The sequence below is a fragment of the Massilia sp. Leaf139 genome, from assembly GCF_001424165.1.
Lineage (GTDB): Bacteria > Pseudomonadota > Gammaproteobacteria > Burkholderiales > Burkholderiaceae_D > Telluria.
Genome location: NZ_LMOJ01000001.1, coordinates 1,096,539 through 1,121,420, shown reverse-complemented (window position 1 = coordinate 1,121,420; position 24,882 = coordinate 1,096,539). Strand labels below are relative to the sequence as shown.

The following is a 24,882-nucleotide window of genomic DNA, read 5'->3' as shown; positions in this document are numbered from 1 at the left end:
GGCACGCCGTATTTCGACACGCGCGCAAAAATTTTTTTCAGGCCTCGAAACAGGGAGCCAGCGCCCGCACCTCGACCGTCGCCCACTCGGCGGCCGGACAGCGCGCGGCGATGGCCACCGCCTCCTCATGGGTCGCCACGTCGACGTGGAAGAAGCCGCCGATCATTTCCTTGGCCTCGGCGAAGGGCCCGTCGACGGCGCGCGCCCGACCGCCCTCGACCCGCACCCGCGTGGCCCGGCTTTGCGGGGCCAACGACTGCGCGCCCAGCAGCACGCCCTCCTCGCGCAGCGCGTCGCCGAAGCGCAGCATGCGGTCGTAGAGGGCGCGCCCTTCCTCGTCGGTACGGGTGGCGCGCTGGCCGACGGCTTCATGGATCAGCAACATGTACGACATCGACTGTCCCTTCAAAAGATAGACACAAGAACAATGAGTATGCAACGCCGCGCCGGACGAGTAAAGCATCCGCGGCCCCGATTGCTCACCGCGCCGGATCAATCGTGCGCGCTTCGATCGCGCTGATGCCGAGACCGCGTCCGACATTTCCTACAAGGCTCTCTCGCATGCGCCTATTGTTCCCTGCCGGGCTGGCGTTACCATCGGGGAACCAATCACCGACAGCAGGAGGCAGCAATGGGCGAAAACAAAGGCAAGGGTACGAAGGGCCGCAACTACGACGAACTGACGGGCGTGGGCACCAGCAGTGCCGGCATCACCGGCACCACCGGCAACCTGAACACCGGCACGCGCGATGGCGGCATCGGCATGCCGTCGCCCGACGACAGCGGCTATCGTGCAGGCAACCGCCAGTCGGCCGAACCCGACGACGGCGAGACCACGCCAGCGCTCGGACGCGGCACCCGCGGCCGCGCCAGCCAGCAGCCGCAGGGCAGCCAGGCCGGCCAGTCCAGCCAGGGCGGCGCGCGCAGCGGCAGCCAGCAGAGCGGGCAAGGCAGCAGCCAGGGCGGCCAGGAACAACAGGGTTCGCTCGGCCGTAGTCTCGACCAGGACGTGATGGGCAAGGAGCAGTAAGCCGCCAGCCCCGACACGCGACCAGCGCGCCGGCGGCGCGCGCAAGCTCCGCGAACGCCCCGCACGCAGCCCGGCGTTCGCTTCGCCGCGTCCGTTTCCCCCACCATCCTCATCCGGAGATCCGATGCGCACCGTCCTGCGCTCGCTGCTGCGTCTTGCCCTGCTCGCGTCCCTGCTGCTGGGCGGCTACGCCCTGCTGGGGCCCTACATCAAGAACATGCTGTACGCGATGCGCCTGGCCTCGATGCCGGCGCCAGCCACACTGCCGGTGCCGGTGCGCGGGATTGAGCCGCGCGGCTTGCGCGACACCTGGCACGGCGCCCGCAGCGAGGGCCGCAAGCACGAAGGCATCGACATCTTTGCCAAGCGCGGCACGGCGGTGGTCGCGGCCACCGAAGGCGTGGTGCTGCGCGTCTCGACCAACCGCCTGGGCGGCCAGGTGGTGTGGGTGCTGGGGCCGGGCGGACAGCGCCATTATTATGCGCACCTGGACAGGTGGGCCGATATCGAGAACGGCCAGCGCGTGCGCGCCGGCACGGTGCTCGGCTATGTCGGCACCACGGGGAATGCAGCCGGCACGCCGCCGCACCTGCATTACGGGATCTACGAGGCCGATGGGGCGATCAATCCCTATCCTCTGCTGCGCCCGCCGCCGCGCACGGCATCGAAGAGAGACTGGTAGACTTGGCCGGGCCTCGAACCACAATCGAACCACGGAGCTGACATGGACACCCGACTCGACGACGACACCCTCGCCTTTGCGCGCCGCGTCTTCCAGCACGCAAGGGTCGGCGAGACCGCCGCACTGGCCGATCTGCTCGCTCAGGGCCTGCCCGCCAACCTGCGCAACGAGCGCGGCGACAGCCTGCTGATGCTGGCCTGCTACCACGGCCATGCCGACACGGCGCGCGTCCTGCTCGAGCACGGCGCCGACCCGGAACTGCTGAACGACGCTGGCCAAACCCCGCTCGCGGGCGCCGCCTTCAAGGGCGATGCCGCCGTGGTCGAGCTGCTGCTCGAACGCGGCGCCGAGGTCGATGCGGCCGGGCCGAACGGCAAGACGGCGCTGATGATCGCGGCCATGTTCAACCGGGTGGAGATGATGCGCTTGCTGGTCGCGCACGGCGCCGATCCGCGCGTGGTGGACGCGGACGGGGTGTCGATGCGGGAGGCGGCGGCGAAGATGGGGGCGGTGGAGGCGGTGGCGTATTTGAATGGGGTGGTGGGGGATTGAGCGTGAACACCGATCGAGCGCCGGAACGCGGGCATGCCCGCCCTACGTTACTCCGCCCAGCCCACGCGCCAACTAATGCATGCCCCGTAAAAACTCCGTCGCCGCCCCCGCCGGCATCGGCCGGCTGAACAGAAACCCCTGGAACAGATCGCAATCGCAGTCCGCCAGCGTCCGATGCTGTTCGGCCGTCTCCACGCCCTCGGCCACCACGTGCATGTCGAGCTTGTGCGCCAGCGCCATGATGCCGGCGCAGAGATCGGCGTCCTTCGGGTCGACGGCGCAGTTCTGCACGAAGGAGCGGTCGAGCTTGAGGTAGTTCACCGGCAGCTGGCGCAGGTAGGACATGGAAGAAAAGCCGGTGCCGAAGTCGTCGATCGAGAGCGCCACGCCGCCGCTGCGCAGCCGGTGCAGGATGGCGATCGCCAGATCCGGATCGGACATCATCATCGATTCGGTCAGTTCCATCTCCAGGCAGCCGGGCTCGATGCGGTGCTCGCGCATCAGGTCGAACACATAGTCGGGCAGCGCCGCGCTGGTGAGCTGGCTGGTGGAGAGATTCACCGCGACCGGGATCGTACCCAGGCCGGCGTCGCGCCAGGCGGCGATCTGGCGGCAGGCCTGCTCGATCACCCAGCGTCCCAGGTGCAGCAGCAGGCCAAGCTGCTCGGCGAGCGGAATGAAATTGTCGGGCGCGACCAGGCCGACGCCGGGCCGGTTCCAGCGGATCAGGGCCTCAAAGCCGGCGATGCTGCCGTCGCGTCGCATTTTCGGCTGGTAGTGCAGCGCGAATTCGGCCGTGCCCACGGTTGTGCCGACGGCGGCGCGCAGGTCGCGTTCGAGTTCGACGCGGCGCGCGACCGTCGAGCCCAGCTCGGGCGAATAGAAACGGTACTGGTCGCGCCCGTTGTCCTTGGCCGAGTACATGGCCGCCTCGGCGCGCCCGAGCAGCTCGGCCGCCCCGTGCAGGCTGCCGCGCGAGAGCGCCACCCCCGCGCTGAAGGTCAGGTGCAGCGGCTGGCGCAAGACCGGATAAGGCTGGGCCAGGAAGGCGCGGATCTGCTCGACCTGGTGCGCCACCTCCTCGATCGTCTCGGCCAGGGGCAGCGTGAAGGCGAATTCGTCGCCGGACAGGCGCGCCAGGCTGCCGAGCACGACGTTCGACTGCTGCAGGCGCTGGCCGACGAGCTGGATCAGCTGGTCGCCGACCGCCTGGCCGAAGTTGTTGTTGATGTACTTGAACTGGTCGAGATCGATGATCACGACGGCGAGCCGGGCGCCGCCGAGCGTGGCCATGACGAGCTGCTCCTCCAGGGCCGACTCGAACATCACGCGGTTGGCCAGGCCCGTGAGCGAATCGGTGATGCGTTCCTGCTCGAGCCGGGTGCGCAGGCCGCGCAGCTCGGTGATCTCGGTCGAGAAGCCGATCAGGCAGGTCGGCTGGCCGGGCAGCTGCAGCTTCACCTTGCGCGACCTGAAATGGTGTTTGTTGCCGTCGGCGCCGACGATGGTTTCCTCGCGCACGGCACCGCCTTCGCCGGCGAACACATCGGCATCGTACTCGGCCACCAGCGCCGCGCTTTCGGGCGGCATCAGTTCGCGGTCGGTGCGGCCGATCAGGTCGCCAAGTTCGCGGTCGTACAGCGCCAGCACCGGCCGGTTGGCATACAGATAGCGGCCCTGCGCATCCTTGAGGTAGATGGCGGCGTCGACATTGGCCAGGATAGTGTTGAGCAGGGCGTTGCGCTCGATGAGTTCGTCGACGGCGCGGCGCTGCTCGGTGATGTCGGTCGAGATGCCGCACAGGCCGACGACACGGCGCTCGGCATCGAAGAGCGGCAGTTTCACGCTGCGAAACGTGCGGCAGGTGCCGTCCATCATGCACACCACCTCGTCGGTAGCGACTTTTTCTCCGGTCGAGAGGGCCTGCGTGTCGGTCGCGCCGATACCCGAGGCGGCGAGATCGACGAAGCTGTCGTCGCGCTGGCCGACGATGCGCGCCGGGTCGGTGCCGAATACGGCCCCCAGCGCCTGGTTGGCAAACAGGTAGCGTCCTTCCAGATCCTTGACGTAGAAACAGGCGTCGAGCTTATCGACCAGCGTCCACAGGCGCTGCAACTGGACAGGATCGGGCGCGGCCGCGCCGGCAGCCGCAGCGCCGGAAGCGTCATCAGGCGCAGCCCCGTCGGCCGCAGGCTCCTGCGGGGTGTTCATGCTGCCCTTCCTCCCTGGCGTCTACGCATGGCTGTCCTCGTGCATGGTATGCCGGCCTTATGCGGGCGGCATGCGACGCTGCCAGTGTAGCGCCCTTGCAGGCACTTTCGGCGTCCGGTTCATCCACGCCGGAAAAAAGATGCAAACCAGCCACAACGGCAAGATTGCTGTTTTCTTGTCAACACATTTACGGTAGCCTATTGCCGCCATAACAGCCAAGGACGTCCATGTCTCTCGCCCTCCGCCGCCGGCGCGTCCTGTCGGCGCTGCCCCTTGCGGCTTTGCTGCCTCCCGTGCTGCTGTCCGCCTGCGCCGGCAGCCCGGCCCGGACACCGTCGCCGGATCTGCTTGCCGCGCACGTGTCGCCGGACTACAACGGCGTCGTTCTGCTGCGCGCGTCGCGCGGCGGCGCGCCCCTGGTGCGGGCCTACGGCCAGGCCGAGTTCGAGACGCCGGCGCCGCTCCTGCCCGACAGCCGCTTCATGATCGGCTCGGTATCGAAATGGATCACGGCGGTGACGGTGCTGCGCCTGGCCGAGCAGGGCAAGCTCGATCTCGACAAGCCGGTCACGGCATGGCTGCCGGAACTGCCGGCCGGCAGCGGTGCGGTCACGCTGCGCGCCCTGCTCTCGAATACGAGCGGGATCGAGAACGGGCTGGGCCTGGCCTTGAAGCAGGATCGCGCCGTCGAACGCCTGACGATCCCGGCAAGCGAAGCGGCCCTGCGCTTCGGCAGCGGCGCCTTGCGCTTCGCGCCGGGTGCCCAGTTCGACTATTCGCCGACGAACTGGCTCATCGTCGCCGGCGCGATCGAGCGCGCGACGGGCGAACCCTTCATCCGCAACGTCGAGCGCCTGGTGCTGGCGCCGAGCGGCGCGCACGATACCGGCTTCGTCGTCCTGGATGCCACGCCCGCCGGGCTGGCCGCGCCCTACGAGGCGAACCGAGCCAGGCGCAAGATGATGCCGGCGCCGCCGATGGTCGCGGCCAGCGGCACGCTCTACAGCACCGCGCGCGACCTGGTCAAGATCGCCGACGCCGTATACGGGAACGCGCTCTTGAAGCCGGCTTCGCGGCAAGAACTGCTGACGGTGCAGTACGCGGCGGAAGACTATGCGCTGGGAGGAAGGGTGAAACGGGCCGGCAGCGGCGCGGCGGTACGCACACTGGCCTGGGAGACGGGCGTCAGCGGCGGCTTCAAGACCCTGCTGGCCTACGCCCCGGCCGACGGCCGCGTGGTGGTACTGCTCAACAATACCGACATGGCGCAGTCCGAGCAGGCGAGGCTCGGACTGGCGTTGCTGGAGGCGCTGGCGCCCTGACTACCCGCTGTTATTTCGTCACGGCGAGCACCGTGCGCTTGCCGCCCTTGAAGGTGTAGAGCGTGATCGTGCCGTCGCGGATGTCGCCTTTGGCGTCAAAAGCGATCGGGCCGGTCACGCCCTTGTACTGGGTCTTCGCCAGCAGCGGCAGGTACTTGCCCGGCGCGCTCGAGCCGGCCTTGACCATGGCGTCGGCCATCGTCATCACGGCATCGTAGGCATAGGGCGCGTTGATCTGGACGTCGATGCCGAAGCGCTTCTTGTAGTCGGTACGGAACCGGTCGAGCGCGGCGCGCCCGGCGGCGTCGACCCCGCCGGCTTCGGCGCAGAATACCTGGCCGTCGGCCATCGCGCCGCCGGAGAGCTTGTGGATCTCGTCCGAGCAGATGCCGTCGCCGCCCATCATCCTGGCGTTGAAGCCGAGCTGCTTCATCTGGCGCAGCATCGGGCCGGCCACGGCGCTCATGCCGCCGAAGAAGACCAGGTCGGGCTTGGCCGCGCGGATCTTGGTGAGGATGGCGTTGAAATCGGTCGCCTTGTCGTGCGTGAATTCGCGCGCCACCACCTGCGCGCCCTGGCTTTTCAGGCCCTTGGCGAATTCCACGGCCAGGCCCTGGCCATAGGCGGTGCGGTCGTCGATCACGGCCACGCGCAGCGCCTTCATGTCCTTGACGGCGTAGCGGCCCAGCGCCTGGCCCAGCTGGACGTCGTTGGCCACCACGCGGAAGGCCGTGTTGAAGCCTTGCTGGGTATATTTCGGGCTCGTGCTCGAGGGCGAGATCTGCGGAATGCCGGCCTGGTGGTAGATCTTCGAAGCGGGAATCGTGGTGCCCGAGGTCTCATGGCCGACCACGCCGTTGACGCGGGCGTCGACCAGTTTCTGGGCGACGTTGGTGGCCTGCTTGGGGTCGCCGCCATCGTCCTCGGCCAGCAGTTCGAAGCGCGCCTTCTTGCCGCCGATGAGGACGCCGCGCGCGTTCAGCGCTTCGATCGCCATGCGCGCGCCGTTTTCGGTGTCCTTGCCGAAGTAGGCGACCGGGCCAGTGACGGCGGCCGAGTGGCCGATCTTGACGACTTCCTGGGCGTGCGCGAGGCCGGCGGCGGCCAGCGCGGCGAGTGCGACTGCGGTGTTCTTCATGCATTCCTCTGGATGGTGTGCCGCCGCTATCGGTGGCGGCGAAAGGAGGAATTCTAGCAAGGATGAGCCGGGCGCGTGCGCGGCGGGCGGCGGTGCAGGCGCCGTCCACCCCCGTGGGCATGCCCACCCTACGCACGATCTCGCCTCGAACGTACCCGTAGGGCGGGCATGCCCGCGCGAAGACAGTACCGAACAGCGCGCCGCCACCCGCCCAGCCTGCGGCATACTGCCTCCACCGCAGGGGCGCACGCGCCCGGGGAGCCGGCATGACCAGCGAGCACCACGGCGGCGAACGGGGTGAAGTGCACGAACTGCGCTTTCGCACCCTGCTCTACCGCTTCATCTTCTTCGACTGGCTCTTCAAGGACGTCAGCGGCGCGCGCACGCCCATCGAACGCCATGCGGCCACCCAGCACAACCGGCGCATGAGCAAATACCTGCCGGTCTACCTGCGCCGCTGGTCCTTCCTCACCGTCCTCGATTTCGCCCTCGGTTGCCTGGTCGAGCGGGCCTTGCAGGCGACCCTATTGTCGGCCTGGTTCTTCACCTGGAGCTGCATCACGGCTACCGGCGCCGTCGTCATTACGGTCGCCTGGATCTTCCTGACCCAGCCGCAACAGCCCTGACGCACTGCACAAATGAACGCTTGACAGCCTCCCGCCGTCGCGCTTAGAGTTGACTCAATGACTTCCTCACTGCATCTGTCGACCCTTCTACCAAACGCCGGCGTCCTATCGCTAGCGCTACTACTACGCGCCTGATTTCCCGCGTCCGGCCCTGCCGGTTCCCAGTAAGTAGCAAGAAGGATTCGACCGATGTCCGCTTTCCAGCACACCACCCAGCTCTTCACCCAACCGCTGCCTCTCCCACTGGGCGCACGCGCTGTCGTTCGTCTGCTGCTAAAACTACCGATCGGTTGCCGGGCCTAGCGTTCCGTGGCCCGTCCGGCAGCCTCTTCGCCACTCCCGCGCCGATACCGGCACCGTACACCCAGCAGGAGTAACGAACATGATCACCAATCCGATTTCGAAGTACCGCCCTTTCCCCGCCGTCGACCTGGCCGACCGCCAGTGGCCAAATATGACCATCACCCGTCCGCCGATCTGGATGAGCACCGACCTGCGCGACGGTAACCAGGCGCTGATCGAGCCGATGAGCCCCGAGAAAAAACTGCGTTTCTTCGAGATGCTGGTGAAAATCGGCGTCAAGGAGATCGAGGTCGGCTTCCCCTCGGCTTCGCAGACCGATTTCGATTTCGTGCGCATGCTGGTCGAACACAACCGGATTCCCGACGACGTCACCATCATCGTCCTGACCCAGGCGCGCGAAGAACTCATCCGCCGCACGGTGGAGTCGGCGGCGGGCGCCAGACGCGCCATCGTCCACGTCTACAATTCGGTGGCGCCGGTGTTCCGCAAGGTCGTCTTCGGCATGACGCAGGACGAGATCGTGAACATCGCCGTGAGCGGCACGCGCCTGATCAAGGAGTTGGTGGCGCAGCATCCGCAGACGCAATGGGGCCTGGAATATTCGCCGGAGTCCTTCTCGACCACGGAACTCGACTTCTCCAAGCGCATCGTCGACGCCGTCAGCGCCGAGTGGCAGCCGACCCCGGACAAGCCGATGATCGTCAACCTGCCCTCGACGGTGGAGGCGAGCACGCCGAACGTGTATGCCGACCAGATCGAATGGATGTGCCGCCACCTGGAACGGCGCGAGTCGCTCGTCATCAGCGTGCACCCGCACAACGACCGCGGCACCGCCGTGGCGGCGGCCGAACTGGCCGTGCTGGCCGGCGCCGACCGCGTCGAGGGCTGCCTGTTCGGGAACGGCGAGCGCACCGGCAACGTCGACCTGGTGACGCTGGCCCTGAACCTGTACACCCAGGGCGTGCACCCGGGCCTGGATTTTTCCGACATCGACGGCGTGCGCCAGCTGGTCGAGGAGTGCAACCAGCTGCCGGTGCACCCGCGCCACCCGTATGCGGGCGACCTGGTGTTCACCGCCTTCTCCGGTTCGCACCAGGACGCGATCAAGAAGGGCTTCGCGCGCCAGCAGCCCGAGGCGATCTGGGAAGTGCCCTACCTGCCGATCGATCCGGCCGACCTGGGGCGCAGCTACGACGCCGTGATCCGCGTCAACAGCCAGTCCGGCAAGGGCGGCATGGCCTACCTGCTGGAGCAGGAATACGGCCTGGAGCTGCCGCGCCGCCTGCAGATCGAATTCTCGCGCGTGGTGCAGCGCCTGGCCGACAGCAGCGGACGCGAGATCGCCGCCAGCGACATCCACGCCCTGTTCGCACGCGAATACCTGGAACAGGAAGCGCCCTACCGCTACGCCTCGCACCGGATGAGCGAGGACACGGCGGCCGGCGAAGCGGTGCAGGTGGAAGTATCGGCCTTCGAGAACGGCATGCAGCGCGTGCTGCGCGGCAGCGGCAACGGCCCGATCGACGGCTTCGTCAACGCGCTCGGCATCGACATCCGCCTGATGGACTACCACGAACATGCGATCGGTTCGGGCGCCAACGCGCGCGCCGCCTGCTACGTGGAGCTGCGCGTGGGGAACGGGCCGACCCTGTTCGGCGCCGGCATCGACAGCAATATCGTCACGGCCTCGTTCAAGGCGGTGCTGTCGGCGGTGAACCGGCAAATGGGGAGCGCGTCCGCAAGCGCGCCGGCACAGGCGATGGCCGCCTGAAGTGCGGGCGGGCGGCCGCCGCTATAATCGGGGCAGCCGCGTTTCGTCTTTCTCGCCGCATGCGCAGACTCGCCCTCATCCTGCTGGCCGCGATGCCCTTCGCCGCCCACGCCGCCGACCTGGCCAAGGGCCAGCGCCTGTTCGCCTCGCGCTGCGGCTCCTGCCACAGCGTCGGCCCCGCGGCGCGCGCCGGCTTCGGCCCGCAGCTGAACGCCGTCTTCGGCCGCCGCGCCGGCGCCACGCCGGACTTCCGCTATTCGCCGGCGATGGCGAAATCGGGCATCGTGTGGAACGAGCAGACCCTCGCCGCCTTCATCGATGCGCCGGACGACGTCGTCCCCGGCAACAAGATGCGCTTCTGGGGCATGAGCAACCGCCAGCAGGTCGGCGACCTGCTGGCCTACCTGCGCAGCATTCCGGCCGCTGCGCCGCGCTGAAGCGCTTCAGGCTTCGTCGGCGCTGAGGTTGGCGCTGAGGTTGGCGCGCACGCGTTCCAGTAATGCCAGCAGGCGCGCGCGTTCGTCCTCCGGCACGCCTTCCAGCGCCTGCGCCGCCGTCTCGGCGCCCACTCGGTGCCACTGCGCGTGCAGGGCCTCGCCGCCGGCCGACAGGCGCAGGCGCGTGCTGCGGCGGTCGGCTTCGTCGGCCTGCGCTACCAGCAGCTCCTTCTCGCGCAGGCCGCGGATCAGGCGCGTCAGCTGCGCCTTGTCGCGTCCCGAATAGGCCACCAGGTCGCTCAGCGTCGCGCCCGGATGGCGCGCGAAGAAACCCAGCACCTTGCCTTCCATGTGGGTCAGTTCCGGCGCGGCGCCCGCCGGGGTGCGCATCTGGCGTGCGCGGTAGAGGTGCATGATGGCATGGATGGACTCGAAGACATCCTGCGCCGCGGACGTGTGATTTTGGTTGACTTTATCAACGGTTTTTTTCATAATAGGGGACATTATCAACCAAATTCAGGATCCATGATGGAACACAGCAAACGCCGCGGCATCAAACGCGTGCGCCACGAACTGCACCGCCGCGACGTGGTCGTGGCGCGCGTCGCACCGCTCGGCGCCCACTTCGTGGCCATCACTCTTCATGCAGACTCGCTGGCCGGTTTCCTTTCGCTCTCGTTCGACGACCATGTGAAATTCATGTTCGACGACGGCAGCGGCGGACAGGTGCGGCGCGACTATACGCCGCGCCGCTTCGACGCACAAGCGCGCGAACTGACGATCGAATTCGCCCTGCACGGCGAGGGCGCCGCCTCCGACTGGGCGCGCCGCGCGCGGGTCGGCGACACGGCCGTGATCGGCGGGCCGCGCGGCTCGATGATCATCCCGATGGACTACGACTGGCACCTGCTGGCGGGCGACGCCAGCGCCCTGCCGGCGATGCGCCGCCGCCTGGAAGAACTGCCGGCAAGCGCGCGCGTGATCGTCGTCGCGGCCGCCGCGCAGGACGACCGCATCGCCTTTGACGGCGCGGCCCGGGCCGAGGTGCACTGGATCGACGACGCCGACGCGCTGGCCGAGGCGGTGCGCGCCCTGCCCCTGCCTGGCGGCGAAGGCTTTGCCTGGGCGGCCGGCGAGGCCGGTGCGATGCGCGCGCTGCGCGAAGTGCTGGCGATTGAAAAGGCGCTGCCGAAGGAAGCGATGCGCGTGTCCGCCTACTGGAAGCGCGGCGTGGCCGAGCACCACGAACAGCTCGACTAATCGGCGCGGGGCCAGCCGACACGCGCCGCGCGGCGCAGGCTGGCCCTGACCACTAGCCGGTGAAAAGGCGCGATCACGTACAGGTAGCTGCGGCCCAGAAGGTTATGACAGTGCACCACGGTCGATATCGTCAGCCGCGCATCGGCAACCGGCGCGCGCTCGACCAGCACCGACACCCTGAAATCGAGATGCCGGTCGTCCTCTCCCACGACGATCTCGGCGGCGCCGCTGGCATAGACCTTGAAGATGCCGACCCGTTCGGCCTTGGCGCCCGGCCCGAGCGCCGCCAGCTGCCTGCCCGTCTTCAGGCCGAAACAGGCGACGACGGCGTCGCGGATCCCCATCAGCCATCCGACCCAGGCCGGCTGCTGCGCGAACAGGAAGCGCGCCAGGCGCTCGGGCTCATGCGAGGCCCCGACAGGCAGCGCGATCGAAAATGCGTCGGCCAGGTGCACCCTGCCGTAGACGTGGGTAATTGCCGATTGCGCAGGCAGGGCAACCTGACGTGCGCGGAGCTGGTCGATGGCTTGCATGCATTCCTTTCCCGATGATTTCGCGAGTTGCATTCAAGACATGACTATAATGAGCATCGCTCATCTTTCCTACTCGCCTTTCGCTCAGATTTCAGACCAACGCCCGCTATGCCGACCAAGCTCCGCCCGACTGCCGTTTCTCCTTCGACGCCGCCGCGGCGCATCCCCTCGCAGGCCCGCGCCGAGCACACGATCCGCGTCATTTTCGAGGCGACGGCTCAGGTTCTGGACGAGCACGGCGAAATGGCCCTGACGACCAACCGCATCGCGCAACGGGCCGGCGTCTCGATCGGCAGCCTGTACCAGTACTTCGACAGCAAGGAGGCGATCGTGCTCGCCATGCTCGCGCACGAACGCACGCAGTGCATGGCCAAGCTCGACCTGCTGCTGGGCCACGCCGGTGCGGCCGAACCCGATCCGCGCACGCTGCTGCGCGCCTTTATCCGTTTTTATCTCGAGACCTTCGGCACCGGCGGGCCCGGGCGACGCGCCTTGATCCGGCTGGCATGGCGGCTCGACAACCAGCAGTTGCTGGTGCAGTACCTGCGCGAAGCGAGCGAGCGCATCGCCCTGCATATCGAGCGCATGCGCCATCCGCTGCTGCGCGCGCCCTCGCCGGCCACGGCCTTCGTGCTGACGCGCCTGCTGGCGGGGACGGTGCGCTCGGCTTCGCTGGAGGACTCGCCGCTGCTCGGGACGATCGAATTCGAGGACGCGCTGGTCAATGCCTGCTGGGGCGTGATGCAGGCGGAGCCGGGCTGAGGCCGGGCCGTCCTGCCTTCACTCAGGTGCCGGCCGCCCCGAATTCGTAGGACGCCATCGGCACCTTCATCACGTGGTCGACGAACAGCACCCGGCCGCGGTCGTCCCCGGCGGCCCCGGCGACCACCATCAGCGGCACCAGGTGGTCTTCGCGCGGGTGGGCCTGGCGTGCGCCGGGGCCCTGTTCCCAATCGACCAGCATGGCGTTGCGCACCTGGGCGTCGGGCTGGGCGATGGCCCCGTTCAGCCAGTTCTCGAAGGCCGCGGCCACGGGCGTCGATTCGTCGCGGCCGAAGCCGCGCATGTTGTGGTAGGTGAGGCCGCTGCCGACGATCAGCACGCCCTCGTCGCGCAGCGGCGCCAGCGCCCGGCCCAGGCGCAGGTGCTCGGCGGGGTCGTAGTCCGATTTCATCGACAGCATCAGGATCGGGACGTCGGCCTCCGGGTACATCAGGCTCAAGGGGACGAAGACGCCATGGTCGAAGCCGCGCCCCGCATCGCGCGCGACCGGCATGCCGGCCTGGGCCAGCAGCGCCTCCACCCGCGCCGCCAGTCCGGGCGCGCCCGGCGCCGGATAGCGGATGCGGTAGGTGTGCTCGGGGAAGCCGTAATAATCGTATTCCATCGGCGGCTGCGCCGCGGTGGCGACGGTGAAGGCGGGCGCTTCCCAGTGGCCGGAGACGACCAGGATCGCCTTCGGTTTTGCCGGCAGGCGCTGGGGCAGCGCGGCGAATTCGGCCGCGGTGCGCGCGTACATGCCGCGCATCCCCTCGATCCAGGGCCAGGGCCCACCGCCGTGGGAGATGAAATAGACGGGGAGTCGGGAGGTGGTCATGGTGGCTCCTTGGGGCGTAGTGGATGGCCGCTTGCTTTGGCCGATACCCCTACTGTAAGGTCGCGTGCGGGTTTCCACTAGACGGCCAGCGAGGGAAACAGTGTCCCGTCAGCGGCACAATGGGGCGGCTGCGCGGCGGCCGGAACGCGTGGGCATGCCCGGTGAACCCGTCATTGCGGCCATTGGCCACAATGCCCACTACGGTGCACGACAGCCTCAGGCCGATGCGTACCGTAGGGTGGGCATGCCCACGCGGATCACCGGTACCCATCACGCTCCGCGGCCGGGAGCCACGCGCCTCTGAAATCCACGGCTCTTTAACGCGTCCTGCCATGCAGCGCCTGCCGCGAGCGCTTGCGCTCCTCCGCCTTCGCAAAGCGCCGCCTCTGCTCCTCGGTCTCGGGCACCAGCGGCGGCACCGCCTGCGGCTTGCGGTTCGCATCGACCGCCACCATCGTGAAATAGCAGCTGTTGGCATGGCGCTGGGTGCGCTGCTGGATGTTTTCGGTCACGACGCGGATCCCGATCTCCATCGAACTGGTGCCCGTGTAGTTGACCGAGGCGAGGAAGGTCACCAGTTCGCCCACGTGGATCGGCTGCAGGAACATCACCTGGTCGACGGAGAGGGTCACGACATACGAGCCGGAATAGCGGCTGGCGCAGGCGTAGGCTACGCTGTCGAGGAATTTCAAAATCGTGCCGCCGTGGACGTTGCCGGAAAAGTTGGCCATGTCGGGGGTCATCAGCACCGTCATCGTCAGTTCGTGGACGGGTCTTCCGTGGTGGTCGTTCATATGTGGAGGGAGCTTGGCCCGGCGCGACAGTGCGCCGCAAAATCATTGTACGGGGCTTTGCGCGTCTCCACCGGGCGGGCCTCCGTTTTGCCGGCGGGCGCCGTCAGGCCAGGGTGAAGGCGCCGTCCGCGGCAGGCCGGCCGGCGCAGAACAGGACGTAGCGATCGGGCGCCTCGCCGCGCGTCAGCACGGCCGCTTCGCCCAGCGGCACCGGCGCCGTGAAGCGCACCGACAGCCGCGTCACCGCCCGGCCATGAACCTGCTCGAGAGCGGCGCAGGTTCTGGCGAGCGAATGCATGCCGTGGATGATCGGCGCGGGCAGTCCCATCAGGCGCGCGCTCCAGCGCGTGAGGTGGATCGGGTTCCAGTCGCCCGAAACGCGCGCGTAGTCGCGGCCGCTGGCCGGCCCCGGCGTCCAGCTGTCGATCACCGCGCCCTGTTCGGCGGCCGGGCGCGTGCCCTTGCCCTTGCCGGTGCGCCGGCCGCGCACGGCAAGGTACTTGCTGGTGCAGGTGAAGACAGGCGCGCCGTGCGCGGTGCCGACCGTTTCGAGGCTGCAGTAGACGGCGCCGGAGGCCGTCGGCGGCAGGATGTCGATGCGGGTGGCGAGTACGATCGGCGCAGCGGCCGGCGCGGCGAGGTGGGCGACCGGTGCGTGGGCGACCAGTTCGTTCTCGACGTGGACGATGCCGGCCAGCCGGTAGGGAAAGCCCTCGCCCAGCATGGTCGCCATGTGCGCGCGCTGCACCGGTAGATACCAGTACGTCAGCGGCACCGCGCCCGGCCCGAAGCCGAGCGCGGCGCTGTAGCGCGCAACGTGGGCCTGGTCGAGGCCGGACAGGGTGAAGCGCGATCGCAGCGGCGCCACCGGGCCGTCCGGCGGCGGGCCAGCGCGCTTGGTGAGCATGCGAAGCACGAGGGCGAGGCCCAGCGGCGGCAGCGGCGGCGCCGGGTCAGCGTCAGACGAAAGCGGCATTCTTTCCTCCGGATCGAGGCCGCGTCGGCGCAGCCTGCATGATGTCATCGATCGGGCCCCCGTCCCGCACGGCGCCCGTACCGCCCTCAGCCGGCAGCCGCCTTTGCCTGGCGCGCGGCGATGTTGCGCTGCTTGAGGCGGCGCTGCGCTTCCTTGATGCGCGCGACGACGCCGTCGGCGGCGTGTTGCCACACCCGGTGCGCAGCCAGCAGCGCAGCGGTGGCGCTGCGCGCGCGGCAGACCAGCACGGTGCAGCGGTGTTTCAGCACATGCGTCGCCCGGAAGTCCTGGTTCGGCGAACCGTAGCCGAAGTCCGCATCGGCGAACGAGAAATGGGTGATCACGTCCTGCAGTGCCAGGTGCACGGCGCTGGTGCCGGCGGACAGGGCATGGTATTTCGGCAGCGCGGCGATGTTGTGCACGTGCCAGACGTCGGAGGAACGCGTTCCGAGGACGACGGCCACGTCCTGCACGCCGCAGCGGATCACGTAGGAATGCATCAGTCCATGCCTTGCCATGCGTTCGAGGCGCGCCGCATTGGCGAGCTCGGCAAAATGCCCGGCCGGCAGGATCGCGCGCATCGCCTCGATCAGGCCGGCCACCTGCTCCGGCGCCTCGATGCGGCACACCTGCACTTCACCGGCCTCGGCGCCGAGCAGGCGCACCTGGCGCGTCAGGTTGTAGCGCTTCTTGGAACTGAATTTCTGCAGGTAGGCGTCGAAATTCTCCGGCAACGGCACCGTATGGCAGCCGCGCATGCCGTTGAACACCTTGGCCGTCAGTCCGGCCAGGCTGTCGAGGGCGTCGACCTGCGGCGCCGGCACGGCCTGCATCGACAGCACCTGGCACTCCGGATGGCGGCGCAGCAGGCTGTCGAACACGAAGGCGGCCAGGCCCGGCTCGCTGCGGTCGAGCAGCGGCACGCTGCCCAGCACCTGCAGCGTCGCCAGCTTGCGGCCGCCGAAGCGCAGCGGGCCGACGCCGAAGCCGACTTCCTGCGCACTCTTGCGGACGGGGACGATGCCGACGCAGGCGCCATCGCTGCGGCGGTGAACGGCGTACAGTGCGTGGGTGCGCGTCGTGCCGTGTTCGGATTCGACGATGCAGCGGAAGAATTCCGGGGACTGGTAAAGCTTTTCCGGACTCGTCCCACGGCCGAGCATGTCGCGCCATGCGGCGAGCAATTCGGGCGCGTCGTGCCGGTCGGTGACGTCGGCAAGCTCGAAGCGCTGGGCGGCATCGGGCAGGCTGGCGGCCGCTTGCGCACGGGGGGCGCCAGCCGGTAGCTCGTCTTCATCGACCAGCTGGTGGGTAAAGTCATTCATCGACACGGAATCCTTGTGCAGGCGGAATTAAAAATGCCAATTGGAAATATGTAAAGACACGCGATTTTATCTCGGAGCAATACAACCCGCCAACAATTTCTTGATACTTTGTGTTGTCGCAAGACAGTCGCGTCCGTTTTGCGCGTATTTCCCAGGCTCAGGCATGCCAAAGTACCCACCAGTTCCCGCGAATTGATTGATAATTACGGTTTTGCCTGGCGCCACCTGTCCAGAATTCACGGAGACTGTATGAACAACCTTGGATCATCGACCCTGTCGATCCAGAAAAGCCTGATGCCCCTTCCACCGGCCGACCGTTCGGCGCTGCTTGCCAATCCCGGTTTCGGCCGCGCCTTCAGCGACCACATGGTCACGATCCGCTACACCGAAGGCCGTGGCTGGCACGACGGCAAGGTCGAGGCGCGCGGCGCGCTGCCGCTCGACCCGACGACGATGGTGCTGCACTACGCCCAGGAAATCTTCGAAGGCATGAAGGCCTACCCGCAGCCGGACGGCGGCGCCGCCCTGTTCCGCCCTGAAGCCAACGCCCGCCGCTTCCGCAAGTCGGCCGCGCGCCTGGCGATGGCCGAGCTGCCGGAAGAGCTCTTCCTCGAATCCGTGCACGCGCTGGTCAGCACCGACCGCGACTGGATTCCGCAAGCCGAAGGCTCGGCCCTCTACCTGCGCCCCTTCATGATCGCCACCGAAGCCGCGCTCGGCGTGCGCCCGGCGGCCGAGTACCTGTACTGCGTGTTCGCGAGTCCTGCCGGTAACTACTTCAAGGGCGGCGCCGCCGGCGTGACCCTGTGGGTGTCCGAGAACTACATCCGCGCCGCGCCCGGCGGCACCGGCGACGCCAAGTGCGGCGGCAACTACGCCGCCAGCCTGGCGGCGCAGGCCGAAGCCACGCGCGAAGGCTGCGACCAGGTCGTGTTCCTGGACGCCGTCGAGCGCAAATGGGTCGAGGAACTGGGCGGCATGAACATCTTCTTCGTGTTCGAAGACGGCTCGATCCAGACGCCGCCGCTGACCGGCACCATCCTGCCGGGCATCACCCGCGATTCGCTGATCGTACTGGCGCGCGACCTGGGCCTCACCGTGCGCGAAGAGCCGTACTCGATCGACCAGTGGAAGGCGGACGCCGCCAGCGGCCGCCTGACCGAGGCCTTCGCCTGCGGCACCGCCGCCGTCGTCACCCCGATCGGCAAAGTCAAAGGCCGCGGCTTCGAAGCGGCGATCGGCAGCGGCGACGCCGGCCCGGTCACCACCCGCCTCAAGAGCGCCCTGCTCGACATCCAGAACGGCCGCGCCGAAGACAAGCACGGCTGGATCCAGCGCGTGTTCTAAGTTGCTCGCCTGAGTCGTTCGTGGACGCTGCCTGCCGCCGGCCGTGTCCACCTTTCCTCCCCGGCTCCGCCGGTGGCGCCAACATATGTTCGTAAAAAAACAACAAATGTTGGTCGCTTCTCGTTTGGTTATTGCTTTGTAGAAATTATCTCTTTATCATGTCGCTCCACGGAACACGCAAGCCCGCGTCGTCCGGAACGATCAATACCAAGATAAAGACATGAACAAGATTGCATTCGGATTTGCCCTCGCCCTCGCCTCCCTGACCGCCCAGGCACAAACCTGGGAACCGGTTCCGGACCTCGCCTCGAAGCCGCTGCGCTTCGTGGTCGGCGCCGGCGTCACCTTCGGCGGCGAGAAACTGGTCACGGTCGCCTATGAAGACGGCGACCAGGTCGACATCGACGGCGGCGGCAGCATCGCCTTCCTGGCCGGCCTGGACTACCGCGTCAACCCGCAGTTCTCGGTGCAGGGCACGATCGGCTACCACGTCGACAACGCCAGCGGCGAAAACGGCGACGTGCGCTTCCAGCGCGTGCCGCTCGAGCTGCTCGGCTACTACCACGTGAACGACAAGGTGCGCGTCGGCGGCGGTCTGCGCTACGTGACCGGCACCGAACTGCGTTCGAGCGGCGCGGCCGACTTCGGCGACTACAAGTTCAAGGACAGCACCAGCCCGGTCGCCGAGATCGAATACCTGTACTCTCCGCGCATCGGCTTCAAGCTGCGCTACGTGAACGACAAGTTCAAGGAAAAGACGACGAGCGGTTCGGTCAAGGGCGACCACGTCGGCGCGCTGGTGAACTTCTACTTCTAAGCCTGGCATCCGGCGGCGAAGAAAAAAGACCACGGGCGACCGTGGTCTTTTTTGTCCGCGTTATTTGTACAGCACCTCCGGCAGCCATAGCCCGATGGCCGGAAAGGCATACAGCAGCACGATCCCCAGCACCTGGATGCCCATGAAGGGCAGCATGCCCATGAAGATCTGGTTCAGGGTCACGTGGGGCGGCGACACGCCCTTGAGGTAGAAGGCCGACATCGCCACCGGCGGCGACAGGAAGGCCGTCTGCAGGTTCATCGCCACCAGCAGGCCGAAGAACAGCGGGTCGATGTTGAAGTGCGCCAGCAGCGGAACGAAGATCGGCATGAAGATCACGATGATCTCGGTCCATTCGAGCGGCCAGCCGAGCAGGAAAATCACCACCTGCGCCAGGATCATGAACTGCACCGGGCTCAAATCCATCCCCAGCACCCAGTCGTTGATGATCTCCTGTCCGCCCAGCAGCGCGAACGCGGCCGAGAAGATGCTCGACCCGACGAACAGCCAGCACACCATCGCCGTCGTCTTCGTGGTCAGGTGGGCCGATTCGCGCAGCAGATTGAAGTTGAAGCGGCGGTAGGCGATCGCCAGGATCAGGCCGCCGAAGGCGCCCATCGCCGCCGCCTCGGTCGGCGTGGCCAGCCCGAACACGATACTGCCGAGCACAGCCAGGATCAGGATCGCCAGCGGGAACAGGGAGCCGAGCAGCATCTTGAAGATTTCCAGTCGCGCGAAGCTGAAGAAAAGGTAGAACAGCGCCAGCAGGGCGAGGCCCGCGGCCAGCACGATCCAGAAGGTCTTGGAGGCCGGCTTGGAGACAGGGTTCGAGGCAGGCTCGCCCGGCGCCGCCCCGCCCGCGGGGGCGACGTCGGTGCGGGTGACCGCGGCGGCGTCGGTGGCCGGGGCCGGGCGCGGCACCACGGCGGCGGCGGACGTCCCGGTTGCGCCTTCCACCGGCGGCTCGGCCAGTCCGCCGTCGACGGGCGGCTCGGCCAGGCCGCCCTCGGCCGGCGGCTCCTGCAGCCCCCCGGCGTCGCTGCCGGCGTCGCTGCCGCCGGCCGCATCGAATCCCTGCGCGCCCATCTCGACCAGCTCGGTCGGCGCGGCCTCCGGCGCGGTGACGAGCCGATAGCTCACGCCCATGACGGCGACAAAGGCGAGCGCGGGCAGCAAGGCCACGAAGATGTTCGCCGCGCGCGCGCGGGTCGGCAGGCTGGCGCGCATGAGGCCCGGGAGCGCGCGCTTGTGGTAGGCGTCCGGGATGGCGTGCGTGAAGGCGGGCAGCGCGACGATGCGCTCCGCCTCCGGCAGCGGCGGCGCGGCCGAGGGCTTCAGCTTGGCCACGATCAGCACATAGCCGACGTACAGGGCGGCCAGCATGATCCCCGGGAAGAAGGCGCCCGCATACAGCTTGACCACCGAGACGCCGGCCGTCGCGCCGTACACGATCAGCAGCACCGAGGGTGGAATTAGGATGCCGAGGCAGCCGCCCGCCGTGATGCAGCCGGCCGACAGCTGGGTACTGTAGCCCGCCTTGAGCATGGCCGGCAGCGCGAGCAAGCCCATCAGCGTGACCACGGCGCCGACGATGCCGGTGGCGGTGGCGAAGATGGCGCAGGTGACGATGGTCGCCACCGCCAGCGAGCCAGGCACGCGCGCCATGGCGATGTGCAGGCTCTTGAACAGGCGCTCGATCAGGTTGGCCCGCTCGACCAGGTAGCCCATGAAGATGAAGAGCGGGATCGAGATCAGGACGTCGTTCGCCATCACCGAATAAGCCCGCTGCACCATCAGGTCGAGGGTCAGACGCACCGCCGCGTCAGGATCCTGGCTGCGGAAGGCGAGCCAGGCGAAGATCACGCCCATGCCCATCAGGGTAAAGGCCGTGGGAAAGCCGAGCATGATGGCCACCACGACCAGCGCCAGCATCAGCAGGCCCAGGTGACCGTTGGTCATCTCGCTTGGGGCCGGCATCAGCGCGAACAGGGCGACCACGATCGCCACGAGGATGGAAAGGCCGAACCAGATTTCTTTTTTCATTGTGTTTTCGCCTCGTCCGCGTGCACCATGGCCTTGAGCTTGTCGACATCGACTTCCTCGACGTCCGCCTCGCGCGAGGGCCAGGCGCCGTCCCGCAGGCAGACCGCGCAGCGCACGATCTCGACGAAGCCCTGCAGCAGGAGCAGCACCCCGGCGGCCGGAATCACCATCTTGAAGGGGTATAGCGGCGGCCCGTTGGCGGTCAGCGTGGAATGCTCCTGGATCGCCAGCGATTCGGCCGCGTAGGTATAGCCGGCCCAGACCAGGGCGACCACGCCGGGGATGAAGAAGACGATGTACAGGATCAGGTCGAGGCCCGCCTGCAGCCGCGGCGGGAAGAAGGTGTAGAGCACGTCGCCGCGCACATGGCCGTTCTTGGCCAGCGTATAGGCGCCGGCCATCATGAAGGCGCTGCCGTACATCATGATCATCAGGTCGAAGGCCCAGGGGTTCGGGGTGTTGAAGGCATAGCGCGCGAACACTTCCCAGGTGATGAGGAAGGTCAGCGCGACGATCAGCCACGAAAAGGCCTGCCCGACCCAGCTGCTGAGCCGGTCGACGAATAACAATAACTTCTGCATGAAGATGCTCCTGCTCGCTGGCGACGGACACCACGCGCCATCCCGGGCAAGCCCGGGATGGCGTTCACACTGCTACGCGTAAGCTGCTAAACAAGCTTATAGATAAGCGCGCGAACCCCGGGCTCAGGCCTTGGCCGGCGCCGGTGCCTTGCGTGCGAAGTAGTGGTTGTAGGCCATGCGGCGCGGATTGTTGGTGTCCATGTCCCACTTCATGGCGCGCTCGGCGAAGGCCCGCATCGAGGCCTCCACCTTCTTGAACAGCGGATTGGTCGCGCCCTTCTTGGCCACGACCTCGTCCCACACCCTCAGCTGCGCCTGCAGCACCGCGTCGGGCGTCTTGTAGAACTTGACGCCCTGCTGGGCCTGCATGTCGCGGTAGTCCTTGGAGTAGCGGTCGACCGCCTTCCAGGCCATGTCCGAGGATGAGGCCTCGACCGCGTTCTCGATGATCGATTTCAGCTTGGCCGGCAGTGCGTTGTACTTGGGTTTGTTGAAGGTGATTTCGAACTGCTCCGAGCTCTGGTGGAAGCTCTGCAGCATGCAGACCTTCGACACGTCCGGGAAGCCGAGCAGGCGATCCGAGCTGGCATTGTTGAATTCGGCGCCGTCGAGCAGGCCGCGGTCCATGGCGGGCACGATCTCGCCGCCGGGGAGCGCGTTCACCGCCGCGCCCATGGCCGTGAACAGGTCGATGGCCAGGCCGTTGGTGCGGAACTTCATGCCCTTCAGGTCTTCGACCTTGCTGACGGGCTTCTTGAACCAGCCCAGCGGCTGGGTCGGCATGGGGCCGGTGAGGAAGGAGACGATGTTGGCGCCGATGCCGTTGTACAGTTCGGCCAGCAATTCCTTGCCGCCGCCGTACTTGTGCCAGGCGAGCACCATGTTGGCGTCCATGCCGTAGGCCGGGCCGGACGTCCAGAGCGCGATCGCGGCCTGCTTGCCGTAGTTATAGCCCATCACGCCGTGGCCGCCGTCGAGGGTGCCCTTGGAGACGGCGTCGAGCAGGCCGAAGGCGGGAACGACGGCGCCGGCCGGGAGCACCTCGATGCGCAGCTCGCCGCCGGTCATGTCGTTCACCTTCTTGGCGAAGTCGAGCGCGTATTCGTGGAAAATGTCCTTGCTGGGCCAGGTGCTCTGGAAGCGCATCCTGGTCGGTGTCTGCGCCGTGGCGATCATCGGAGCGGCGAGTGCCGCGGTGCCGGCGGCGGCGCCGCCGAGGAACTTCCTGCGGTCGGCCATGGACTGCGTGGTTGGCTTGCTACCCTTCGCGTTATCACCCTTCTTCATGGTATGTCTCCTGTCTGGTTTTTATAAACGGACTGAATCGATACATGCACGTTCCGGCTTCGAGCGAACTTCGCGCGTGTGAAATTGTCTGGCAGTGTCACACGCTTTTTCCGGTCAATACCGGCACATCAATGCGCAGGATGTGCCTGTTTCCTTACGGATTTCTTACACGGGACTTACGAAGGATGTTGTTGGTTTGTTATAGCTCAAAAATTTGTTCGCTCGAGAGGCTGGGAAATTGATTGCCATCAATTGCTGAGCTGTCCGGACGGTGGGTTATCATGCGGGCATCGTTCCAGCCTCCTTCAGCGCCCGCATGCTCAAACTCAGCCTCGACGCCCTGCTCACCGTCGACACCATCGCCCGCCGCGGCTCGTTTGCCGCCGCCGCCAAGGAACTGTTCCGGGTGCCCTCGACGATTTCGTATACGGTCTCCAAGCTCGAGGAAGACCTGGGCGTGCAGCTGTTCGAGCGCTTCGGCCCGCGCGTCGAACTGACGGCGGCCGGCGCCGAGCTGCTGAAGGAAGGACGCTACCTGCTCAAGGCGGCGGGCGACCTGGAGCGCCGGGTGCGGCGCGTCGCCTCGGGTTGGGAGACCGAATTCACCATCGCCATCGACTCGATGTGCTCGCCCTGCGCCCTGATGGACGACATCACCGCGTTCTACGAGGCGGCCGACCAGACCCGGCTGCGCCTGCGCAAGGAGGAATTGTCGGGCACCTGGGACGCGCTGCTGGAACGGCGTGCGGACTTGCTGGTGGGCGCGGCCGGCAGCGGCCCGTCGGGCGGCGGCTACACGGCCGAGCCGATCGGAACGGTCTCCTTCGTGTTCGTAGTGGCGCCGAAGCACCCGCTGGCGCAGGTGGCGCATCCGCTCTCGAAAAGCGATCTCGGCGCGCACCGCGCGGTGTCGGTGGCCGATTCGGCGCGCCAGCTGCAGGCGCGCACGGTCGGCCTGCTGTTCGGCCAGGACACGATCTCGGCGCCGGACATGCAGACCAAGTACGACTTCCAGCGCGCGGGGCTGGGCTTCGGCTTTCTGCCCGCGGCCTGGGTCGGCGCGGACATCGCGGCCGGGCGCCTGATCGTGAAGGAAGTGGAAGAGCCGAAGCCGGACGAGACCTTGTACCTGGCCTGGCGCACGGGGGAAGACGGGGCCGCGCTGCGCTGGTGGCGGCAACGGCTGCGCGGCTCGGCCAGCGTGGGGCGCTTGCTCGAGCCGCGCTGAGGCGGGCGTTTCGATATGCGGCCTGCGTACCGCGTGGAGTCGGGGACTCCACCCTAGGTTACGCGGCTGATCCGGGCTTCCGATCCTGCCCGCGGCGGTGGTACACCGTAGGGTGGAGTCGCGACTCCACGCCTTTACACCGCCTGCAAGCCGGCTAACCGCTTACTGCGGCAAATCGAACAGCAGCACTTCCGCATTGTCAGCGTCACTCAACTGCACGCTCGCCTCGTCGTCGACGCGCACCGCGTCGCCCGCCCTGAGGGCCACGCCGTTCACGTTCAGGGATCCGCGCGCCACATGCACGTAGGCGATGCGCCCCGCCTGCAGCGGAAAGGCCAGGTCGTCGCCGCCGTTCAGGATGGCCGCGTAGAGCGACGCATCCTGGCGCATCGACACCGAGCCTTCGCGCCCGTCGGGCGACGCCACAAGGCGCAGGCGTCCGGTCTTCGAGGCCGTGTCGAAATGCTTCTCCTCGTAGCCGCCCGGCTTGCCGATCTCGTTCGGCTGGATCCAGATCTGCAGGAAGTGCACCGGCTCGGTCTTCGAATGATTGAACTCGCTGTGCACCACGCCCTGGCCGGCGCTCATGCGCTGGACGTCGCCGTAGCGCAGCACCGAGCCGTTGCCCATGCTGTCCTTGTGTTCCAGCGCGCCGTCGAGCACATACGAGATGATTTCCATGTCGCGGTGGCCGTGCGCATCGAAGCCGCGGCCGGCGGAGACGCGATCCTCGTTGATCACGCGCAGCGGGCCCACGCCCATGTGGGCCGGATCCTGGTAGTGGCCGAAGGAGAAGGTGTGCTTCGAATCGAGCCAGCCGAAGTTGGCGACGCCGCGGTCTTCGCTTTTACGTACTTTCAACATGATGCGCTCCTTTTGTTATCGGCCGTTCGAACGATTCGAACTTCGGCGCCGCTCCGGGTTCTTCCCTCTGCGGCGCTGCCGTGTTGTGCATGTGTTGAATTATGCGCGCCGGCCGGGCGAACAAAAAGCGAGTAGTTTGCAGTCCTATCGTCGAAATT

General features: G+C 67.4%; 25 protein-coding genes. 12 read left to right on the top strand and 13 right to left on the bottom strand.

Translation table 11 applies throughout. The features are described from left to right. Positions 1-37: 37 nt before the first annotated feature. On the bottom strand, positions 38-394 hold the full coding sequence (locus tag ASF77_RS04925) for a YciI family protein (protein ID WP_056335230.1): 357 nt from the start codon (positions 392-394) through the stop codon (positions 38-40). Positions 395-631: 237 nt separating this feature from the next. On the opposite strand from ASF77_RS04925, the gene ASF77_RS04920 reads away from it, so the two are divergent. The 3 genes from ASF77_RS04920 to ASF77_RS04910 all read left to right on the top strand — a co-directional run bounded on the left by ASF77_RS04920 (position 632) and on the right by ASF77_RS04910 (position 2,264). After that, on the top strand, positions 632-1,030 hold the full coding sequence (locus ASF77_RS04920; protein WP_056335227.1) for a hypothetical protein: 399 nt from the start codon (positions 632-634) through the stop codon (positions 1,028-1,030). Between the two features lie 124 nt (positions 1,031-1,154). Further along, positions 1,155-1,712 (top strand): M23 family metallopeptidase, encoded by a 558-nt coding sequence (locus ASF77_RS04915; protein ID WP_056335224.1) that lies wholly within the window; start codon positions 1,155-1,157, stop codon positions 1,710-1,712. A 42-nt stretch (positions 1,713-1,754) separates the two neighbouring features. After that, positions 1,755-2,264 carry an ankyrin repeat domain-containing protein gene (locus ASF77_RS04910; RefSeq protein WP_056335222.1) on the top strand — a complete coding sequence of 170 codons (510 nt, stop codon included), beginning with the start codon at positions 1,755-1,757 and terminating at the stop codon, positions 2,262-2,264. 72 nt (positions 2,265-2,336) lie between these two features. Here the strand turns inward: ASF77_RS04910 and ASF77_RS04905 are convergent, their stop codons facing one another. Next, positions 2,337-4,475 carry an EAL domain-containing protein gene (locus ASF77_RS04905; RefSeq protein WP_056335218.1) on the bottom strand — a complete coding sequence of 713 codons (2,139 nt, stop codon included), beginning with the start codon at positions 4,473-4,475 and terminating at the stop codon, positions 2,337-2,339. A gap of 227 nt (positions 4,476-4,702) precedes the next feature. Between ASF77_RS04905 and ASF77_RS04900 the strand changes: the two genes are divergently transcribed. Then, complete coding sequence (locus ASF77_RS04900; protein ID WP_082493559.1) at positions 4,703-5,797, top strand: serine hydrolase; 1,095 nt, start codon at positions 4,703-4,705, stop codon at positions 5,795-5,797. Between the two features lie 10 nt (positions 5,798-5,807). On the opposite strand, the gene ASF77_RS04895 is transcribed toward ASF77_RS04900, so the two are convergent. Then, on the bottom strand, positions 5,808-6,935 hold the full coding sequence (locus ASF77_RS04895; RefSeq protein ID WP_056335215.1) for a branched-chain amino acid ABC transporter substrate-binding protein: 1,128 nt from the start codon (positions 6,933-6,935) through the stop codon (positions 5,808-5,810). Between the two features lie 266 nt (positions 6,936-7,201). Between ASF77_RS04895 and ASF77_RS04890 the strand changes: the two genes are divergently transcribed. The 3 genes from ASF77_RS04890 to ASF77_RS04880 all read left to right on the top strand — a co-directional run bounded on the left by ASF77_RS04890 (position 7,202) and on the right by ASF77_RS04880 (position 10,072). Beyond that, complete coding sequence (locus ASF77_RS04890) at positions 7,202-7,561, top strand: hypothetical protein (RefSeq protein ID WP_056335212.1); 360 nt, start codon at positions 7,202-7,204, stop codon at positions 7,559-7,561. Between the two features lie 382 nt (positions 7,562-7,943). Next, the gene (gene leuA, locus ASF77_RS04885; RefSeq protein ID WP_056335209.1) at positions 7,944-9,635 is read left to right on the top strand and encodes a 2-isopropylmalate synthase; all 1,692 of its coding nucleotides are present in this window, start codon (positions 7,944-7,946) and stop codon (positions 9,633-9,635) included. Between the two features lie 59 nt (positions 9,636-9,694). Further along, on the top strand, positions 9,695-10,072 hold the full coding sequence (locus tag ASF77_RS04880; protein ID WP_056335204.1) for a cytochrome c family protein: 378 nt from the start codon (positions 9,695-9,697) through the stop codon (positions 10,070-10,072). Between the two features lie 6 nt (positions 10,073-10,078). Here ASF77_RS04880 and ASF77_RS04875 read toward each other — a convergent pair whose 3' ends face one another. Then, entirely contained in the window at positions 10,079-10,564 is a 486-nt protein-coding gene (locus ASF77_RS04875) for a MarR family winged helix-turn-helix transcriptional regulator (protein WP_056335203.1), read from the bottom strand. A 36-nt stretch (positions 10,565-10,600) separates the two neighbouring features. Here ASF77_RS04875 and ASF77_RS04870 point away from each other — a divergent pair, with 36 nt between their 5' ends. Next, positions 10,601-11,332, top strand: coding sequence for a siderophore-interacting protein (locus ASF77_RS04870; protein WP_082493558.1), 732 nt, complete (start codon positions 10,601-10,603; stop codon positions 11,330-11,332). On the opposite strand, the gene ASF77_RS04865 is transcribed toward ASF77_RS04870, so the two are convergent. Beyond that, positions 11,329-11,865, bottom strand: a complete 537-nt coding sequence (locus ASF77_RS04865; protein ID WP_056335197.1) for a DUF2867 domain-containing protein — start codon at positions 11,863-11,865, stop codon at positions 11,329-11,331. The two genes, ASF77_RS04870 and ASF77_RS04865, sit on opposite strands and share 4 nt — an antisense overlap. Before the next feature lie 108 nt (positions 11,866-11,973). On the opposite strand from ASF77_RS04865, the gene ASF77_RS04860 reads away from it, so the two are divergent. Further along, positions 11,974-12,627 (top strand): TetR/AcrR family transcriptional regulator, encoded by a 654-nt coding sequence (locus ASF77_RS04860; protein WP_082493557.1) that lies wholly within the window; start codon positions 11,974-11,976, stop codon positions 12,625-12,627. 22 nt (positions 12,628-12,649) lie between these two features. Here ASF77_RS04860 and ASF77_RS04855 read toward each other — a convergent pair whose 3' ends face one another. The 4 genes from ASF77_RS04855 to ASF77_RS04840 form a co-directional block, all read right to left on the bottom strand. Beyond that, the gene (locus tag ASF77_RS04855; protein ID WP_056335192.1) at positions 12,650-13,462 is read right to left on the bottom strand and encodes a class III extradiol ring-cleavage dioxygenase; all 813 of its coding nucleotides are present in this window, start codon (positions 13,460-13,462) and stop codon (positions 12,650-12,652) included. Between the two features lie 317 nt (positions 13,463-13,779). Further along, the gene (locus ASF77_RS04850) at positions 13,780-14,256 is read right to left on the bottom strand and encodes an acyl-CoA thioesterase (RefSeq protein WP_056335189.1); all 477 of its coding nucleotides are present in this window, start codon (positions 14,254-14,256) and stop codon (positions 13,780-13,782) included. Between the two features lie 103 nt (positions 14,257-14,359). After that, the gene (locus ASF77_RS04845; protein ID WP_056335185.1) at positions 14,360-15,232 is read right to left on the bottom strand and encodes a MaoC/PaaZ C-terminal domain-containing protein; all 873 of its coding nucleotides are present in this window, start codon (positions 15,230-15,232) and stop codon (positions 14,360-14,362) included. Positions 15,233-15,318: 86 nt separating this feature from the next. Further along, positions 15,319-16,557 carry a GNAT family N-acetyltransferase gene (locus tag ASF77_RS04840; RefSeq protein WP_056335180.1) on the bottom strand — a complete coding sequence of 413 codons (1,239 nt, stop codon included), beginning with the start codon at positions 16,555-16,557 and terminating at the stop codon, positions 15,319-15,321. A gap of 249 nt (positions 16,558-16,806) precedes the next feature. Between ASF77_RS04840 and ASF77_RS04835 the strand changes: the two genes are divergently transcribed. Together ASF77_RS04835 and ASF77_RS04830 are read left to right on the top strand one after the other, a co-directional pair. Then, the gene (locus ASF77_RS04835) at positions 16,807-17,904 is read left to right on the top strand and encodes a branched-chain amino acid aminotransferase (RefSeq protein WP_056335178.1); all 1,098 of its coding nucleotides are present in this window, start codon (positions 16,807-16,809) and stop codon (positions 17,902-17,904) included. 220 nt (positions 17,905-18,124) lie between these two features. Next, positions 18,125-18,721 carry an outer membrane beta-barrel protein gene (locus ASF77_RS04830; protein WP_056335176.1) on the top strand — a complete coding sequence of 199 codons (597 nt, stop codon included), beginning with the start codon at positions 18,125-18,127 and terminating at the stop codon, positions 18,719-18,721. 60 nt (positions 18,722-18,781) lie between these two features. On the opposite strand, the gene ASF77_RS04825 is transcribed toward ASF77_RS04830, so the two are convergent. The 3 genes from ASF77_RS04825 to ASF77_RS04815 all read right to left on the bottom strand — a co-directional run bounded on the left by ASF77_RS04825 (position 18,782) and on the right by ASF77_RS04815 (position 22,632). Beyond that, positions 18,782-20,764, bottom strand: a complete 1,983-nt coding sequence (locus ASF77_RS04825) for a TRAP transporter large permease subunit (RefSeq protein ID WP_056335174.1) — start codon at positions 20,762-20,764, stop codon at positions 18,782-18,784. Continuing rightward, positions 20,761-21,345 carry a TRAP transporter small permease subunit gene (locus ASF77_RS04820; RefSeq protein WP_056335171.1) on the bottom strand — a complete coding sequence of 195 codons (585 nt, stop codon included), beginning with the start codon at positions 21,343-21,345 and terminating at the stop codon, positions 20,761-20,763. The genes ASF77_RS04825 and ASF77_RS04820 overlap by 4 nt, the downstream gene beginning before the upstream one ends. Positions 21,346-21,468: 123 nt before the next feature. Next, entirely contained in the window at positions 21,469-22,632 is a 1,164-nt protein-coding gene (locus ASF77_RS04815; protein WP_056335168.1) for a TRAP transporter substrate-binding protein, read from the bottom strand. A 316-nt stretch (positions 22,633-22,948) separates the two neighbouring features. Between ASF77_RS04815 and ASF77_RS04810 the strand changes: the two genes are divergently transcribed. Then, positions 22,949-23,860 (top strand): LysR substrate-binding domain-containing protein, encoded by a 912-nt coding sequence (locus ASF77_RS04810; RefSeq protein ID WP_056336410.1) that lies wholly within the window; start codon positions 22,949-22,951, stop codon positions 23,858-23,860. A 162-nt stretch (positions 23,861-24,022) separates the two neighbouring features. Here ASF77_RS04810 and ASF77_RS04805 read toward each other — a convergent pair whose 3' ends face one another. Next, entirely contained in the window at positions 24,023-24,724 is a 702-nt protein-coding gene (locus ASF77_RS04805; protein WP_056335165.1) for a pirin family protein, read from the bottom strand. Positions 24,725-24,882: the final 158 nt, after the last annotated feature.

Excerpts from the sequence above, each read along its gene's own strand:
- ASF77_RS04835 (WP_056335178.1), top strand. The coding sequence starts at position 16,807 with ATGAACAACCTTGGATCATCGACCCTGTCGATCCAGAAAAGCCTGATG.
- ASF77_RS04840 (WP_056335180.1), bottom strand. The coding sequence starts at position 16,557 with ATGAATGACTTTACCCACCAGCTGGTCGATGAAGACGAGCTACCGGCT.
- ASF77_RS04825 (WP_056335174.1), bottom strand. The coding sequence starts at position 20,764 with ATGAAAAAAGAAATCTGGTTCGGCCTTTCCATCCTCGTGGCGATCGTG.
- ASF77_RS04830 (WP_056335176.1), top strand. The coding sequence starts at position 18,125 with ATGAACAAGATTGCATTCGGATTTGCCCTCGCCCTCGCCTCCCTGACC.
- ASF77_RS04855 (WP_056335192.1), bottom strand. The coding sequence starts at position 13,462 with ATGACCACCTCCCGACTCCCCGTCTATTTCATCTCCCACGGCGGTGGG.
- ASF77_RS04925 (WP_056335230.1), bottom strand. The coding sequence starts at position 394 with ATGTCGTACATGTTGCTGATCCATGAAGCCGTCGGCCAGCGCGCCACC.
- ASF77_RS04880 (WP_056335204.1), top strand. The coding sequence starts at position 9,695 with ATGCGCAGACTCGCCCTCATCCTGCTGGCCGCGATGCCCTTCGCCGCC.
- ASF77_RS04875 (WP_056335203.1), bottom strand. The coding sequence starts at position 10,564 with ATGAAAAAAACCGTTGATAAAGTCAACCAAAATCACACGTCCGCGGCG.
- ASF77_RS04895 (WP_056335215.1), bottom strand. The coding sequence starts at position 6,935 with ATGAAGAACACCGCAGTCGCACTCGCCGCGCTGGCCGCCGCCGGCCTC.
- ASF77_RS04915 (WP_056335224.1), top strand. The coding sequence starts at position 1,155 with ATGCGCACCGTCCTGCGCTCGCTGCTGCGTCTTGCCCTGCTCGCGTCC.
- ASF77_RS04810 (WP_056336410.1), top strand. The coding sequence starts at position 22,949 with ATGCTCAAACTCAGCCTCGACGCCCTGCTCACCGTCGACACCATCGCC.
- leuA (WP_056335209.1), top strand. The coding sequence starts at position 7,944 with ATGATCACCAATCCGATTTCGAAGTACCGCCCTTTCCCCGCCGTCGAC.
- ASF77_RS04805 (WP_056335165.1), bottom strand. The coding sequence starts at position 24,724 with ATGTTGAAAGTACGTAAAAGCGAAGACCGCGGCGTCGCCAACTTCGGC.
- ASF77_RS04815 (WP_056335168.1), bottom strand. The coding sequence starts at position 22,632 with ATGAAGAAGGGTGATAACGCGAAGGGTAGCAAGCCAACCACGCAGTCC.
- ASF77_RS04860 (WP_082493557.1), top strand. The coding sequence starts at position 11,974 with ATGCCGACCAAGCTCCGCCCGACTGCCGTTTCTCCTTCGACGCCGCCG.
- ASF77_RS04820 (WP_056335171.1), bottom strand. The coding sequence starts at position 21,345 with ATGCAGAAGTTATTGTTATTCGTCGACCGGCTCAGCAGCTGGGTCGGG.
- ASF77_RS04910 (WP_056335222.1), top strand. The coding sequence starts at position 1,755 with ATGGACACCCGACTCGACGACGACACCCTCGCCTTTGCGCGCCGCGTC.
- ASF77_RS04865 (WP_056335197.1), bottom strand. The coding sequence starts at position 11,865 with ATGCAAGCCATCGACCAGCTCCGCGCACGTCAGGTTGCCCTGCCTGCG.
- ASF77_RS04870 (WP_082493558.1), top strand. The coding sequence starts at position 10,601 with ATGGAACACAGCAAACGCCGCGGCATCAAACGCGTGCGCCACGAACTG.
- ASF77_RS04905 (WP_056335218.1), bottom strand. The coding sequence starts at position 4,475 with ATGAACACCCCGCAGGAGCCTGCGGCCGACGGGGCTGCGCCTGATGAC.
- ASF77_RS04920 (WP_056335227.1), top strand. The coding sequence starts at position 632 with ATGGGCGAAAACAAAGGCAAGGGTACGAAGGGCCGCAACTACGACGAA.
- ASF77_RS04890 (WP_056335212.1), top strand. The coding sequence starts at position 7,202 with ATGACCAGCGAGCACCACGGCGGCGAACGGGGTGAAGTGCACGAACTG.
- ASF77_RS04845 (WP_056335185.1), bottom strand. The coding sequence starts at position 15,232 with ATGCCGCTTTCGTCTGACGCTGACCCGGCGCCGCCGCTGCCGCCGCTG.
- ASF77_RS04900 (WP_082493559.1), top strand. The coding sequence starts at position 4,703 with ATGTCTCTCGCCCTCCGCCGCCGGCGCGTCCTGTCGGCGCTGCCCCTT.
- ASF77_RS04850 (WP_056335189.1), bottom strand. The coding sequence starts at position 14,256 with ATGAACGACCACCACGGAAGACCCGTCCACGAACTGACGATGACGGTG.